The 13692-nt window shown below is 72.3% G+C and carries 13 protein-coding genes; 8 read left to right on the top strand and 5 right to left on the bottom strand.

What is annotated here, in order from left to right:
• The first annotated feature begins 9 nt into the window (after positions 1-9).
• The 4 genes from ybeY to ACIF6F_RS34780 all read left to right on the top strand — a co-directional run bounded on the left by ybeY (position 10) and on the right by ACIF6F_RS34780 (position 2761).
• Positions 10-507, top strand: coding sequence for an rRNA maturation RNase YbeY (gene ybeY / locus ACIF6F_RS34795; RefSeq protein ID WP_399956764.1), 498 nt, complete (start codon positions 10-12; stop codon positions 505-507).
• The gene (locus tag ACIF6F_RS34790) at positions 504-1796 is read left to right on the top strand and encodes a hemolysin family protein (protein WP_399956760.1); all 1293 of its coding nucleotides are present in this window, start codon (positions 504-506) and stop codon (positions 1794-1796) included. The genes ybeY and ACIF6F_RS34790 overlap by 4 nt, the downstream gene beginning before the upstream one ends.
• Complete coding sequence (locus ACIF6F_RS34785) at positions 1793-2146, top strand: MmcQ/YjbR family DNA-binding protein (protein WP_399956757.1); 354 nt, start codon at positions 1793-1795, stop codon at positions 2144-2146. Before ACIF6F_RS34790 ends, ACIF6F_RS34785 begins: the two co-directional genes overlap by 4 nt.
• 249 nt (positions 2147-2395) lie before the next feature.
• On the top strand, positions 2396-2761 hold the full coding sequence (locus tag ACIF6F_RS34780) for a cytidine deaminase (RefSeq protein ID WP_399956754.1): 366 nt from the start codon (positions 2396-2398) through the stop codon (positions 2759-2761).
• Here the strand turns inward: ACIF6F_RS34780 and ACIF6F_RS34775 are convergent.
• A complete protein-coding gene (locus ACIF6F_RS34775) occupies positions 2736-4052 on the bottom strand; it encodes an MFS transporter (RefSeq protein WP_399956751.1) in 1317 nt (438 codons plus the stop codon). The two genes, ACIF6F_RS34780 and ACIF6F_RS34775, sit on opposite strands and share 26 nt — an antisense overlap.
• Before the next feature lie 70 nt (positions 4053-4122).
• Here ACIF6F_RS34775 and ACIF6F_RS34770 point away from each other — a divergent pair, with 70 nt between their 5' ends.
• The 4 genes from ACIF6F_RS34770 to era all read left to right on the top strand — a co-directional run bounded on the left by ACIF6F_RS34770 (position 4123) and on the right by era (position 8479).
• Positions 4123-5151, top strand: coding sequence for a GlxA family transcriptional regulator (locus ACIF6F_RS34770; RefSeq protein WP_399956748.1), 1029 nt, complete (start codon positions 4123-4125; stop codon positions 5149-5151).
• 99 nt (positions 5152-5250) lie between these two features.
• On the top strand, positions 5251-6579 hold the full coding sequence (locus ACIF6F_RS34765) for a beta-xylosidase (protein WP_399956745.1): 1329 nt from the start codon (positions 5251-5253) through the stop codon (positions 6577-6579).
• Positions 6576-7550, top strand: coding sequence for a DUF916 domain-containing protein (locus tag ACIF6F_RS34760; protein WP_399956742.1), 975 nt, complete (start codon positions 6576-6578; stop codon positions 7548-7550). Before ACIF6F_RS34765 ends, ACIF6F_RS34760 begins: the two co-directional genes overlap by 4 nt.
• Positions 7538-8479 (top strand): GTPase Era, encoded by a 942-nt coding sequence (gene era, locus ACIF6F_RS34755; protein WP_399956739.1) that lies wholly within the window; start codon positions 7538-7540, stop codon positions 8477-8479. Before ACIF6F_RS34760 ends, era begins: the two co-directional genes overlap by 13 nt.
• A gap of 87 nt (positions 8480-8566) precedes the next feature.
• On the opposite strand, the gene galE is transcribed toward era, so the two are convergent.
• From galE to ACIF6F_RS34735, 4 genes are all read right to left on the bottom strand, one after another.
• Positions 8567-9529 (bottom strand): UDP-glucose 4-epimerase GalE, encoded by a 963-nt coding sequence (gene galE / locus ACIF6F_RS34750; RefSeq protein WP_399956736.1) that lies wholly within the window; start codon positions 9527-9529, stop codon positions 8567-8569.
• A complete protein-coding gene (gene galU / locus ACIF6F_RS34745) occupies positions 9526-10446 on the bottom strand; it encodes a UTP--glucose-1-phosphate uridylyltransferase GalU (protein ID WP_399956733.1) in 921 nt (306 codons plus the stop codon). Before galU ends, galE begins: the two co-directional genes overlap by 4 nt.
• Before the next feature lie 49 nt (positions 10447-10495).
• Positions 10496-11653: a glycosyltransferase gene (locus tag ACIF6F_RS34740; RefSeq protein ID WP_399956730.1), complete on the bottom strand. Its 1158-nt coding sequence runs from the start codon at positions 11651-11653 to the stop codon at positions 10496-10498.
• On the bottom strand, positions 11650-13692 hold a 2043-nt coding region (locus ACIF6F_RS34735), incomplete at its 5' end, for a CDP-glycerol glycerophosphotransferase family protein (protein WP_399956726.1). The genes ACIF6F_RS34735 and ACIF6F_RS34740, both read right to left, overlap by 4 nt.

Here is a 13692-nt window from a genome sequence, read left to right as displayed (position 1 = left end):
AACAGCACCATGTCGATCGACGTCAACAACGAGTCCGGTACCGAGGTCGACGAGCAGGCGATCCTCGACATCGCCCGCTACGCCCTCACCCGGATGCGGATCCACCCGCTGTCCGAGCTGTCCGTGATCGTCGTCGACGCCGACGCCATGGAGCAGCTGCACATCCAGTGGATGGACCTGCCCGGACCGACCGACGTCATGTCCTTCCCGATGGACGAGCTGCGTCCGCCGGCGAAGGACGACGAGGAGCCCCCGCAGGGGCTCCTCGGTGACATCGTGCTCTGCCCCGAGGTCGCCAAGAAGCAGGGCGAGGACGCCCCGACGCAGCACTCCATGGACGAGGAACTCCAGCTCCTGACCGTCCACGGAGTGCTGCACCTGCTCGGCTACGACCACGAGGAGCCTGACGAGAAGGCCGAGATGTTCGGCCTCCAGGCCGCCATCGTGGACGGCTGGCGCGCCGAGCACGGTCTGACCGGCCCGTCTCCCGCCCCGACCGTCTCGTGAGCCTCCCGCAGCTGATCACCGGGGCGGTCCTGCTGGTCATCGTGGCCTGGCTGGCCGCCTGCGCGGAGGCCGGCATCGCCCGCGTCTCCAGCTTCCGGGCGGAGGAGGCGGTCCGGTCCGGGCGGCGCGGCAGCGCCAAGCTCGCCCAGGTCGCCGCGGATCCCACGCGCTACCTCAACGTCGCGCTGCTGGTCCGGGTGGTCTGCGAGATGGCCGCCGCCGTGCTGGTCACCTACGCCTGTCTCGACGCCTTCGGCGAGACCTGGAAGGCCCTGCTGGTCGCGATCGCCGTGATGGTCCTCGTCTCGTACGTGGCCGTCGGCGTCTCCCCGCGGACCATCGGCCGCCAGCACCCGCTGAACACCGCGACGGCCGCGGCGTACGTCCTGCTGCCGCTGGCCCGGATCATGGGTCCGATCCCGCAGCTGCTGATCCTCATCGGCAACGCGCTCACGCCCGGCAAGGGCTTCCGCAAGGGCCCGTTCGCCTCGGAGGCGGAGCTGCGCGCCCTGGTGGACCTCGCCGAGAAGGAGTCGCTGATCGAGGACGAGGAGCGCCGGATGGTGCACTCGGTCTTCGAACTCGGTGACACCCTGGTGCGCGAGGTGATGGTGCCGCGCACCGACCTGATCTGCATCGAGCGGTACAAGACGGTCCGTCAGGCCACCACGCTGGCGCTGCGCTCCGGTTTCTCGCGGATCCCGGTCACGGGCGAGAACGAGGACGACATCGTCGGGATCGTGTACCTCAAGGACCTGGTCCGCAAGACGCACATCAACCGCGACGCGGAGGCGGACCTGGTGTCCACGGCCATGCGTCCGGCGGTGTTCGTCCCGGACACCAAGAACGCGGGCGACCTGCTGCGGGAGATGCAGCAGGTCCGCAACCACGTCGCGGTGGTCATCGACGAGTACGGCGGCACGGCCGGCATCGTGACCATCGAGGACATCCTGGAGGAGATCGTCGGTGAGATCACCGACGAGTACGACCGCGAACTCCCGCCCGTGGAGGAGCTGGGGGACGACCGCTACCGTGTCACCGCCCGCCTCGACATCACGGACCTCGGCGAGCTCTTCGGCCTGGAGGCCTTCGACGACGAGGACGTGGAGACGGTCGGTGGCCTGCTGGCCAAGGCCCTGGGCCGGGTGCCCATCGCCGGCGCCACGGCAGTGGTGGACCTGCCGGACGGGCGGGTGCTGCGGCTGACCGCCGAGTCCCCGGCCGGCCGCCGGAACAAGATCGTCACCGTGCTGGTGGAACCCGTCGTGGCCGAGGAGGCCGCGGAGTGACCCCCGGGGAGTTGCGCGCGTTCTGCCTGTCCTTCAACGCCGCCGTCGAGGAGTTCCCCTTCACCCCCGAGACCTCGGTGTTCAAGGTGCTGGGCAAGGTGTTCGCGCTGAGCGCGCTGGACGCCTCGCCCCTGAAGGTGAACCTCAAGTGCGAGCCGGAGCAGGCCGTGCGGCTGCGGGCGGAGCACGAGGCGATCGTGCCGGGCTGGCACATGAACAAGCGGCACTGGAACACCGTGAGCGTGGCCGGGGTGCCGGACGCGCTGCTCCGGGAGCTGGTCGAGGACTCGTACGACCTGGTCGTGGCCGGTCTCCCGAGGGCCGAGCGGCTCCGGCTGGACCGGCCGTAGCGGCGGCGCGGTGACGGCGTGGCGACGGCCCGGCCCCGGGGCGGGTTCCGTCCAGGGGCCGTGACGTAGCTAACGCGGTCCCCAGGTCACGATTCGGAACCCCGTCCGGATCCGTGGATCTCCCTGCCTTAGCCTGTCTTTGCTTGTGCCAAGATCCCCTTGCTCAGGCTTCGGAGGGGAGAGCGCCTCGGCGGTCCGTCCACCGGACCGCCGAGGCGCTCCTTTTCCCCGCTCCTTATGCTGATCGGCATGACCGACACCACGGAGCAGACGCCCGCCCTCGACCCCGAGGACCGCAAGATCATCACGCTGGCGCGCAGCGCCCGGGCCCGCAACGGCGTGGCCGAAGGCGCGGCGGTCCGGGACGAGACCGGCCGTACGTACGTCGCGGGCACCGTGGACCTCGCCTCCCTGAAGCTCAGCGCGCTCCAGACCGCCGTCGCCATGGCCGTGGCCAGCGGCGCGCAGTCCCTGGAGGCGGCGGCCGTGGTCACCGCCGCCGAGGAGCCGGCCGAGGCCGACCGCGCCGCGGTCCGCGACCTGGGCGGCCCCGAGACGCCCGTGCTGCTCGCCGGCCCCGACGGCACCGTCAGGCTGACGGTGCAGGCAGGCTGAGCCCCGTCCCGTCCTTGCGGCGGATGACCATCGCCATCAGGGCGGCCGCGGCGCACAGCGCGCCCGAGGCGTACCAGACCAGGTCGTACGAGCCGAAGGCGTCGCGCGCCACGCCGCCCAGGAAGGCGACCAGGGCCGCGCCCACCTGGTGCGAGGCGAGGACCCAGCCGAAGACGATGGCGCTGTCCTCGCCGTACTGCTCGCGGCACAGGGCGATGGTGGGCGGCACGGTGGCCACCCAGTCCAGGCCGTAGAAGACGATGAAGAACAGCATCGGCGGATGGACCGACGGGGCCAGCAGCGCCGGCAGGAACAGCAGGGAGACCCCGCGCAGGGCGTAGTACACGGCCAGCAGGCGGCGGGGCTCGAACCGGTCGGTGAAGCAGCCCGAGGCCACCGTGCCCACCACGTCGAAGACGCCGATCACCGCGAGCAGGGAAGCGGCCGCCGTGATCGGCATGCCGTGGTCGTGGGCGGCGGGCACGAAGTGCGTCTTGACCAGGCCGTTCGTCGAGGCGCCGCAGATCGCGAAGGTGCCGGCCAGCAGCCAGAACGGCCCGGTCCTGGCCGCCCGGAACAGCACCGCCACCGCCCGCCGGGCTGCGCCCGGCACGGGCGCCGGCTTGGCCACCGGCTCGGTGGACCCGTACGGGGCGAGCCCCACGTCGGCGGGGTGGTCGCGCAGCAGCAGCCACACGAAGGGCACGACCGCCAGGGCCGAGAGGGCCACGGTCACGGCGGCCGGACGCCAGCCGTGGTGCTGGACCAGCCAGGACAGCAGCGGCAGGAAGACCAGCTGGCCCGAGGCGCCGGCGGCGGTCAGGATGCCGGTGACCAGGCCGCGCCGGGCGGTGAACCAGCGGTTCGTGACGGTGGCGGCGAAGGCCAGGGCCATCGAGCCGCTGCCCAGGCCGACCAGGATCCCCCAGTACAGGACCAGCTGCCAGGACGCCGTCATCCGGACGGTCAGCAGCGATCCGACCGCGATCACGGTCAGGGCCACCGCCACCACGCGGCGGATCCCGAAGCGGTCCATCAGCGCGGCGGCGAACGGCGCGGTGAGCCCGTAGAGCGCGAGGTTCACCGAGACGGCGAAGCCGATCGTGCCGCGGGGCCAGTCGAACTCCTCGTGCAGCGGCTCGATCAGCAGGCCGGGCAGGGAGGCGAAGGCCGCCGCGCCGATGATCGTCACGAAGGTCACCGCCGCGACGGACCAGGCGCGGTGGACGCGGCCCGGCGGGCGCACGGGCGTCGGGGTCGGGGCCGCCGTCTGCGGCTGGATCGTCGTCACCCCCACAGCATCCGTGGCCTGATCCTGGTGATCGAGTGGCCCGATGGTCAGCATTCGCTACGATCGGGCCATGGCCCATCGCGTCGTCGTGCTCGCCCTCGACGGGCTGCTGCCCTTCGAGCTCGGCATCCCGCACCGGATCTTCGGCCGCGCCAAGGACGCCGGCGGACGGCCGCTCTACGAGATCCTCACCTGTGGCCTCGCTCCCGGCACGGTCCGCACGGACGCCGACTTCGCCGTGGCCGTCGAGCACGGACCCGAACTGCTGGCCACCGCCGACACCGTGGTCGTCCCCGCCTCGTACGAGCTCGGCCCGGTCTTCGAGGAGGGCAGGCTGACTCCGGAGCTGGCCGCCGCCCTGGCCCGCATCCGGCCCGGCACCCGGCTCGTCTCCATCTGCACCGGCGGGTACGTGCTGGCCGCGGCCGGCCACCTCGACGGTCGCCGCGCCACCACGCACTGGGCCTCAGCCGAGCACTTCCAGCGGCTCTTCCCGGCCGTCCGGGTCGACGCGGACGTGCTGTACGTCGAGGACGGGCCGGTGCTCACCTCGGCGGGGGTCGCCGCGGGCATCGACCTGTGCCTGCACATCGTCCGCCGCGACCACGGCTCCGCCGTGGCCAACGAGGTGGCCAGGCGGACCGTCGTGCCGCCCCACCGGGACGGCGGCCAGGCGCAGTTCATCGACCGGCCGGTGCCCGCCGCCGGGGCCGTCAGCACCGCCGCGGCCCGGGACTGGGTGCTGGAGCGGCTGGACGAGCCGCTGCGGCTGAGCGACATGGCACGCCGGGAGGCCGTGTCCGTACGCACCTTCACGCGGCGGTTCCGTGAGGAGTCCGGCCTGAGCCCCGGGCAGTGGCTGGTCGGGCAGCGGGTGGAGCGGGCGCGGCACCTGCTGGAGTCCACCGACCTGCCGATGGAACGGGTGGCCCGCGAGGCCGGGTTCGGCACCGCCCAGTCCATGCGCAAGCACCTCCAGGCGGCGCTGGGTGTGACGCCCACCGCCTACCGGAGGACCTTCCGCGCGGAGCGCCCGGCCGGGAGCGGAGGGGCGCCGGGCGCGGCGGATCCCGAGGCGGCGGATCCCGCCAATACCTGATGGGCCATCAGTCGATGGCCAGCGCCGCCATTGACTTCTGCCGCCCCCCGCTCGTGAATGGCCGTCAGCGCGACGGGGGTCCGACCACAGGGGGACGAAATGACGGCACGCAGTCGCCGGCTCGCGGCAGCCCTGGGCGTCCTCACGCTCGCCGCCCTCGGCGTCCCCGCCAACGCGGCGAGCCCGGTGGACCCGGGGGAGACCAGCGGCGCGGTGGAGTTCCCCACCCACTGCATCCCGCCCCAGGAGGCGGGCCTGCCGCCCGCCGACGGCCCGACCACCGCCCGCGTCACCGTCGACAACCCGGCACCCGAGGTCGGCGACACGGTCACCGTCACCTACCAGGTGACCAGGACCGCCGCCGCCAACCCCCTCGAAGCGGAACTCCCGGCGGACGTCCTCACCCCGACCGGCAAGGTGGTCCTCGGCGGCGCGCAGACCGGCGAGGTCACCGTCACCGGACCCAAGAGGAACGGACCGGTGCCCGGCCACGGCGCCTTCCCCGCCTTCACCATGACCGGCACCTTCACCGTCACCGAACCCGGCGAGATCACCCTCGCCCCGGGCGGCTACACCCTCCACACCAGCCACCTCATGGAGCTGGACACGCCCTGCACCACCGACCCCGCCGACCCGCCTCCCGTGGCCGAGCGCCTCACCGCCACCGCCGTCCCCGGTGCCAACACCCGCGCCCTCTCCCTCGCGGCGGCCGCCGGAAAACCCGGCGCGAAGGCACGCGTCACCGGCGCGGGCTTCACCCCGGGCGCCGCCGTCACCGTGGCCGGCCGCGCGGGCGCCGCCGAGACCGCCGACAAGGTCACCGCCCTCGCCGACGGGCTCGGCGTGGTCCGCGCCGAGCTGCCGGTCACCGACCGGGCCACGACCGCCGTGGTCGCGTACGAGGGGCCCGCCTGGACCGCGGACCGGGGCACCGGCCCGGCCACGTACGCCGTCATCGAGGCCGCCCCGCTGCCGCCCGGCACTCAGAAGATCGGCCTGACCGTCGAGCCCGGCGCCCTCTCCATGACCCAGGCCGGGGAGGAGATCACCCTCACGGCCGTCCCCTACGGCCAGGGCGGCACCGCGGAGGGCCGGATCCACACCGTCACCGTCAGGGACCAGCGCGGCGGCCCGGCCGGCTGGGCCCTCACCGGAAAGCTCACCGACTTCACCGGCCCCGGCGGCGTACGCATCGACGGAGCAGGCCTCACCTGGACCCCCGTCTGCGCCACCAGGCAGGGCAGCCCCAGCACCTGCGTCCCCGGCACCCCCGGGCCCGTGGGAGCCGAGGGCGCCACCCTCGCCAGCACCCCGGACGCCTCGCTCGCCGGCGGCGAGTTCACGGTGGACGCGCAGGTCGCGCTGACCGTCCCGCCCTACACCGCCCCGGGCTCGTACGCGGCCGTGCTGACCCTCACCCTCTCGTGACGGGCGCCTCCCGGACGGTCAGGCTGCTCGCGGCGTCCGCGCTCGCCCTGCTCGGGCTCCTCGCCCCGGGCGCGGCCGGACCGGCGTCGGCGGCCGACAACGGCCAGTGGTCCGTCGTGCCCGCCGCCGGCCGGATCGCCCAGCGCCCCTACTTCTTCCTCGCCGCCGACCCCGGCGGCCGGGTCGACGACCGGGTCACGGTGACCAACCGCACCGCCGCGCCGCTCACCTTCCGCCTGTACGCCGCCGACGCCTACAACACCGCCCGCGACGGCGGCTTCGCCGTCCGCGGCGCCGACGAGCCCCGCACCGGCGTCGGCGCCTGGACCCGCCTCTCCCGGGAGCGGGTGACCGTACCGCCCCGCTCCGCGGTCACCGTGCCCTTCTCCCTGACCCTGCCGGACCGGGCGGAGCCGGGGGACCACCCGGGCGCGATCGTGGCCCTGGACGAGCGGACCGTGCCGGGGGGCCGGGGCCTGGGGGTGCGGCAGGCCGTCGCCGCCCGGGTCCACCTCCGGGTCAGCGGCCCCACCGAGCCGGCCCTCGCCGTGGAGGGGCTCGGCGTACGGCAGGACGGGGACACGGCCGAGGTCTCGTACACCCTCCGCAACCTGGGCAACGTCACCCTGCACCCCAGGGCCCGGCTCGTCGCCCGCGGCGTGCTGAGCGGCCGGCTGGTGGACCGCAGGATCACCGCGCTCCCCGCCGACCTGCTGCCGGGGCAGTCCGTACGGCTCACCGAGCGGTGGACCGGGCTGCCGTGGTTCGACCGGGTCCGGCTGCGCGTGGCGGCCGGGGACCGCGCCGCGGCGGACCTGGCGACCACGTCGTTCCAGGCCGGACGCTGGGGTCTGGCCCCCGTGGTCCCGGCCTTCGCGCTGCTCGGGGGCGTCCTCTGGTACCGCTTCCGGCGCCCCCGGACCCGCACTGGTCGGCGGTCCCGGCCCGATCGGGGAGAATGGCTCGCATGAGCGATCGTTCCTCCTCCGCGCACCGCGCTGGCTTCGCGTGCTTCGTCGGCCGCCCCAACGCCGGCAAGTCCACCCTGACCAATGCACTCGTGGGCACGAAGGTCGCGATCACCTCCAACCGGCCGCAGACCACGCGCCACACCGTCCGGGGCATCGTGCACCGCGAGGACGCCCAGCTCGTCCTGGTCGACACCCCCGGACTGCACAAGCCGCGCACCCTGCTGGGCGAGCGGCTGAACGACGTGGTCCGCACCACCTGGGCCGAGGTCGACGTCATCGGCTTCTGCCTGCCCGCCGACCAGAAGATCGGCCCCGGCGACAAGTTCATCGCCAAGGAACTCGCGGGGATCAAGAAGACCCCGAAGATCGCCATCGTCACCAAGACCGACCTGGTCGACTCCAAGGCGCTCGCCGAGCAGCTGATCGCCATCCAGCAGCTCGGCGCCGAGCTGGGCATCGAATGGGCCGAGATCGTCCCGGTCTCCGCCGTCGGCGACCAGCAGGTCCAGCTCCTCGCGGACCTGATCGCCCCGCTGCTCCCGGAGAGCCCGCCACTCTACCCCGAGGGCGACCTCACCGACGAGCCCGAGATGGTCATGGTCGCGGAGCTCATCCGCGAGGCCGCGCTGGAAGGCGTACGCGACGAGCTGCCGCACTCCATCGCGGTCGTCGTGGAGGAGATGCTGCCGCGCGAGAACCGCCCGGCCGACAAGCCGCTCCTCGACATCCACGCGAACGTCTACATCGAGCGGCCCAGCCAGAAGGGCATCATCATCGGCCCGAAGGGCTCCCGCCTGAAGGAGGTGGGCATGAAGTCGCGCAAGCACATCGAGGCGCTGCTCGGCACGCCCGTCTTCCTCGACCTGCACGTCAAGGTGGCCAAGGACTGGCAGCGGGACCCGAAGCAGCTGCGGAAGCTGGGGTTCTGACGCCCTCGCGCACCACGCGGAAGGCCGCCGCCGGCGGGGCGATCACGCCCGCCGGCGGCGGCCTTTTCCGTCACGTGCGGGGGAGGGCTACTCCGCCGCGCGCCGCTGCGCGAACTCCCAGGCGTCGGAGACGATCCCGGCCAGGTCCGGGCGGCGCGGCGTCCAGCCGAGCCGCCGGTGCGCCGTTTCGGCCGAGGCGACCAGCACGGCCGGGTCGCCGGCCCGGCGGTCCGCCATCACCTCGGGGATCGGGTGACCGGTGACCTTGCGGACGGTCTCGATGACCTCGCGCACCGAGAAGCCGTTCCCGTTGCCCAGGTTGCAGATCAGGTGCTCGCCGGCGGTCGCGGCCGTCAGGGCGGCCAGGTGCGCCTCGGCGAGGTCGGCGACGTGGATGTAGTCGCGCACGCAGGTGCCGTCCGGCGTCGGGTAGTCGTCGCCGAACACCGAGATGGCCTCGCGGCGGCCCTGGGCGACCTGGAGCACCAGCGGGATCAGGTGGCTCTCCGGGTCGTGCCGCTCGCCGCACTCGCCGTAGGCGCCCGCCACGTTGAAGTACCGCAGCGAGACGGCGGCCAGGCCGTGTGCCGCGCACTCGCCCGCGATCATGTGGTCGACGGCCAGCTTGGAGGCGCCGTACGGGTTGGTCGGCGCGGTCGGCATCGACTCGGTGATGGGCGTCGACTCCGGCTCGCCGTACGTGGCGGCGGTGGACGAGAACACCAGTTTCCGCACACCGGCCCCACGCATCGCGGCGAGCAGCGCCATGGTGCCGCCGACGTTGTTCTCCCAGTACTTGGCCGGGTTCACCACGGACTCGCCGACCTGTGAGAACGCGGCGAAGTGCAGCACCGCCTCGAAGGAGTCGTCGAGGTGCGCGGCCGCGTCGCGGATGTCGGCCTCGACGAAGGAGGCGCCGGCCGGGACGCCCTCGCGGAAGCCGGTGGAGAGGTTGTCGAGTACGACGACCTCGTGGCCGGCCTCCAGCAGGTGGGCGGCGACGACGCTGCCGACGTAGCCGGCCCCGCCGGTGACCAGGTACTTGCTCACTCGCCCGCTCCCTCGTGCAGCTCCTCGGTGACGTAACCGCGCAGCCAGGCGCGGAACTCGGGGCCGAGGTCCTCGCGCTCGCTGGCGAGGCGGACGATGGCCTTGAGGTAGTCGCCGCGGTCGCCGGTGTCGTATCGGCGGCCCTTGAAGACCACGCCGTGCACCGGGCCGCCCACGGTTTCGTCGGCGGCGAGCTGCTGGAGCGCGTCGGTCAGCTGGATCTCCCCGCCGCGGCCCGGCTCGGTCTCGCGGAGCACGTCGAAGACCGCGGGGTTCAGGACGTAGCGCCCGATGATCGCGTAGTTCGACGGCGCCTCGCTCGGCTCCGGCTTCTCCACCAGGCCCGTGATGTGGACGACGTCCTCGTCCTCGGTGGCCTCGACCGCCGCGCAGCCGTAGAGGTGGATCTGGGCGGGCTCGACCTCCATGAGGGCGATGACGGAGCCGCCGGTGCGGTGCTGGACCTCGACCATCTTGGCGAGCAGGGGGTCGCGGGGGTCGATGAGGTCGTCGCCGAGGAGGACGGCGAAGGGCTGGTCGCCGACGTGCGGGGCGGCGCACAGGACGGCGTGGCCCAGGCCGCGGGGGTCGCCCTGGCGGACGTAGTGCATGGTGGCCAGGTCGCTGGACTCCTGGACCTTCTTCAGCCGGTCGTCGTCGCCCTTGGCCACGAGCGCGGACTCCAGCTCGTAGTTGCGGTCGAAGTGGTCCTCCAGCGGCCGCTTGTTACGGCCCGTGATCATCAGCACGTCGCTCAGACCCGCCGCGACGGCCTCCTCCACCACGTACTGGATCGCCGGCTTGTCGACGACGGGCAGCATCTCCTTCGGAGTGGCCTTGGTCGCCGGGAGGAACCGGGTGCCGAGTCCGGCCGCCGGGATGACGGCCTTCGTGACCGCCTGCTGCGCATTGCTCATGCCCATGAATCCACCAACTTGTCGCACATGAAAGAAACCGGCCCGTCCGTCAACGGTCGAGGAAGGAGAAGAGCGCTTCCCAGCGGGCCACGATCTTCTCGGGGGCGTACCGCTGTATTCGCTCGCGGGCCAGCTCGCCCATGGAGTCCCGGAGTTCCTTGTCCGAGATGAGGGTGCTCAGGGTGCGGGCCAGGCCGCTGGTGTTGCCCAGCGCGGCCAGCAGGCCGTCCTCGCCGTCCTTGATGATCTCCCGGACGCCGGGGGCGCAGTCGAACGCGGCACACGGCACACCGGCCGCCATGGCCTCCATCAGGGCGAGCGGGAAGCCCTCGCCGCGGGAGGACTGCACGAAGATCGAGCCGCCGCGGAGGGCGCCCGCCACATCACTGGTACGGCCCATCCACTGCACCGACGCGTCCAGGCCGAGTTCGGTGCACTGCTTCTTCAGCATCTCCTCGTCCTCGCCGGAACCGAAGATCTGCAGCGTCCAGTCGGGGTGCTTCGGCGCGACCTCCGCCCAGGTGTCCAGGAGCATGTCGATGCCCTTCTGGTCGGACAGGCGGCCGATGCTGGTGACCACCTTCTCCGTGCGCGGCGAGGGCACGTCCGGGATGAAGGGCAGCGGGTTGGGCATGAACGACGCGTTGTTCAGGCCCTGGCGGATCCAGAGGTCGGAGTCCTCCTGGGTCAGCACCAGCATCCGGTCGACGTCCTTGTAGAACTTCTGCACCCGGCCGAAGCGCGAACAGGCCTTGCTGTACTCGAAGGACTCGTGGCTCATGCCGATGACGGTCAGCCCGGAGGTGTCCGCGAGCGCGACCCACTCCATGGCCCACACCTGCGTGACGATGACGACCGCGCCCGGCTTCGCCGCGGCGAACAGCGCGGTCAGCTTGGCCGCCTGCTCCTGCATGCCCTCGTCGCGCCGGGCCTTCACGCGGTGCCGGGCGACGTTGAACTTGTGCACGCCCCTGGTGCTGGGCACCTTCGGCGGGTGCTCGCCGTACAGCACGGTCGTCGGGTACGGCAGTTCGCCGCCCAGGTCCTGGACCACCTCGGGCTCGGTGATGCCGATGACGTGGACGTTGTGCCCGCGGCCGGTGAACAGCCGTGCCATCTGGTGCGTCCAGGTGGTCACACCGCCCAGCTCGTCGACCTGGTTTCCGACGAAGAAGATGTCGCGCCGGGGATCGGCGAACTCGGTCATCCATTCCTCCTGTGGGAGAAGAACTCGTCGACGATGCGACGGGCGGAAGAACCCGTGTCGTACTCGCCGAATTCGGCAACAAAACGCTTGCGGTCGGCGGCGTGCTCACGCGCCGAGGACTCCAGCGAAACTATTCCCTCGAACAGCTCGCCGGCGGTGCGCACCACCGGGCCCGGGGCGTTCTGGAAGATGTCCCAGTAGGCCCCGCGCTCCTCGACGTACTCCTCGTAGTCGTACGCGAAGAGGAAGACGGGCCGGTCGAGCAGCGCGTAGTCGAACATGATCGACGAATAGTCGGTGATCAGCGCGTCGGCCAGCTCCAGCACCGGCGTCACGTCGGGCACCGACGAGGACACGTCGACGACCTTCCCGCGCACCGACGGCGGCAGCGTCACGTGGTTCAGGTAGTGCGAACGCACCAGGAGCACGTACCGGTCGCCGAAGCGCTCCGCGAACTCCTCCACGTCGAAGGGCAGCTCGAAGGCCTTGCTGCCGTTGCCGCGCTGCCGGAAGGTCGGCGCGTACAGCAGCACCTGCTTGTCCGCGGGGATGCCGAGCTGCTCCGCGAGCGGGCCGCGCTCCCGGGTGCCGGTGGCGTCCTCCCGCTCCTTGGCGCGCACGAGCGCGTCGTTGCGCGGGTAGCCGGTGCGCAGCAGCACCGACTCCTTCAGCCGGAAGGCGCGGGCGAGGGTGCGGACGTCGTGCTCCGTGCGGACCAGGAACCGGTCGAAGCGGTCGAGGGTGCGCTGGAGCTCGTCCTGCTGGGGCTTGGACTTCAGCTTCCAGGCCGCCTCGTCGAAGCCCATGCGCTTGAGCGCGGAGCCGTGCCAGGTCTGGATGTAGGTGGTCTCGGGGCGCTTGGTGAGCTTGAGGGGGAAGCCCTGGTTGTCCACCCAGAACTCCGCCTGCGCCAGCGCCTTGAGGTAGGGCAGCGACCAGCGGCGCACGAGGGCGGCGTCCTTCGGGAAGCCCTTGGGCTTGCCCTCGTACGACCAGACGGCCTCGAAGTCCACGCCCTGGCGGCGCATCTCCTCATAGATGGCCTTGGGGCTGTCGCTGTACTGCTTGCCGAGGTGGCTCTCGAAGACGACCAGGCCCTTCTTGACCGGCAGCTTCGAGAAGACCTCGTGGTACAGGCGCAGCTTCGTCTCGGTCGAGGCGAGCTTGCCGCGGACCTTCTTGGCCTTGCGGACGCCCGTCTTGGCGAGCTGCCCGGGGGCGCCCTGCACGCGGCGGTCGATGAAGGCCTGCAGGGCCTCGCTGCGCCGGTCGTGCGAGACCAGGCAGAAGGCCAGGTGCCCCTTGGGGGAGACCTCGGGCTCCAGGTGGTCGGCGACCATGCGGGTCAGCCGCGGCCGCACCGGCAGCGCGCCCTCGACCAGGTCCGGGTCGACCACGGACAGGCGGGTCGTGGTCCGAACGCCGTCCACGTCGAGGTGCAGCCGTACGTCCCACACGGCGTCCACCACGCCGACGGGGCGCAGCTGCGCGGCGAGGTCGGCGGTGGCGGACCAAGCGATGGTCCGGCCCTCGTGCGTCACGGACGCGACGGGGAAGGAGACCGGCTTCACGCCGACCTTGCGGCGGGCCCGGAACTCCAGTTCGGCGCCGAGCTTCGCGCCGGGCCTGATGCGGCCCAGCGGGTTCACCACGGCGCCGCTCAGGGAGACCGCGCCGTCGCGGACCTCGTACGAGGTCAGGGCGTTGCGCAGGAACATCCTGTCGATCGGCTTGGCGTGCAGGCCGAGGTCGGTGACGTCGAGCACCTTGCGGCCGAACTCGTCGTCGAGGTGCTCGTCGCACCAGTAGATCCGGCCGTCGTGCTCCACCAGCGGGGCCGAGATCTTGTCCTTGTTCGCCAGCGAGTCCACGGCCGGCAGCAGGTTGTCCCAGTCCTCGCGCGTCAGCAGGTACGCGCAGATCGCCTGCAGCGGGTTGACCTGCTCGTAGGCGTCGGGGTGGATGGTGTCGAGGTAGCCGTTGGCGAGTTGGGCGAATTCGTGGCGGTAGTCGTCGTCGAGGAGGGGGAGGTCGCGGAG

This window comes from Streptomyces sp. NPDC086023, from assembly GCF_044540325.1.
Classification (GTDB): domain Bacteria; phylum Actinomycetota; class Actinomycetes; order Streptomycetales; family Streptomycetaceae; genus Streptomyces.
This window is presented reverse-complemented; position numbering and strand designations above follow the sequence as displayed.

Coding starts and splice junctions, on each gene's coding strand:
- ybeY (WP_399956764.1), top strand. CDS start 10: ATGTCGATCGACGTCAACAACGAGTCCGGTACCGAGGTCGACGAGCAG.
- ACIF6F_RS34780 (WP_399956754.1), top strand. CDS start 2,396: ATGACCGACACCACGGAGCAGACGCCCGCCCTCGACCCCGAGGACCGC.
- ACIF6F_RS34770 (WP_399956748.1), top strand. CDS start 4,123: ATGGCCCATCGCGTCGTCGTGCTCGCCCTCGACGGGCTGCTGCCCTTC.
- ACIF6F_RS34765 (WP_399956745.1), top strand. CDS start 5,251: ATGACGGCACGCAGTCGCCGGCTCGCGGCAGCCCTGGGCGTCCTCACG.
- era (WP_399956739.1), top strand. CDS start 7,538: ATGGCTCGCATGAGCGATCGTTCCTCCTCCGCGCACCGCGCTGGCTTC.
- galU (WP_399956733.1), bottom strand. CDS start 10,446: ATGAGCAATGCGCAGCAGGCGGTCACGAAGGCCGTCATCCCGGCGGCC.
- ACIF6F_RS34740 (WP_399956730.1), bottom strand. CDS start 11,653: ATGACCGAGTTCGCCGATCCCCGGCGCGACATCTTCTTCGTCGGAAAC.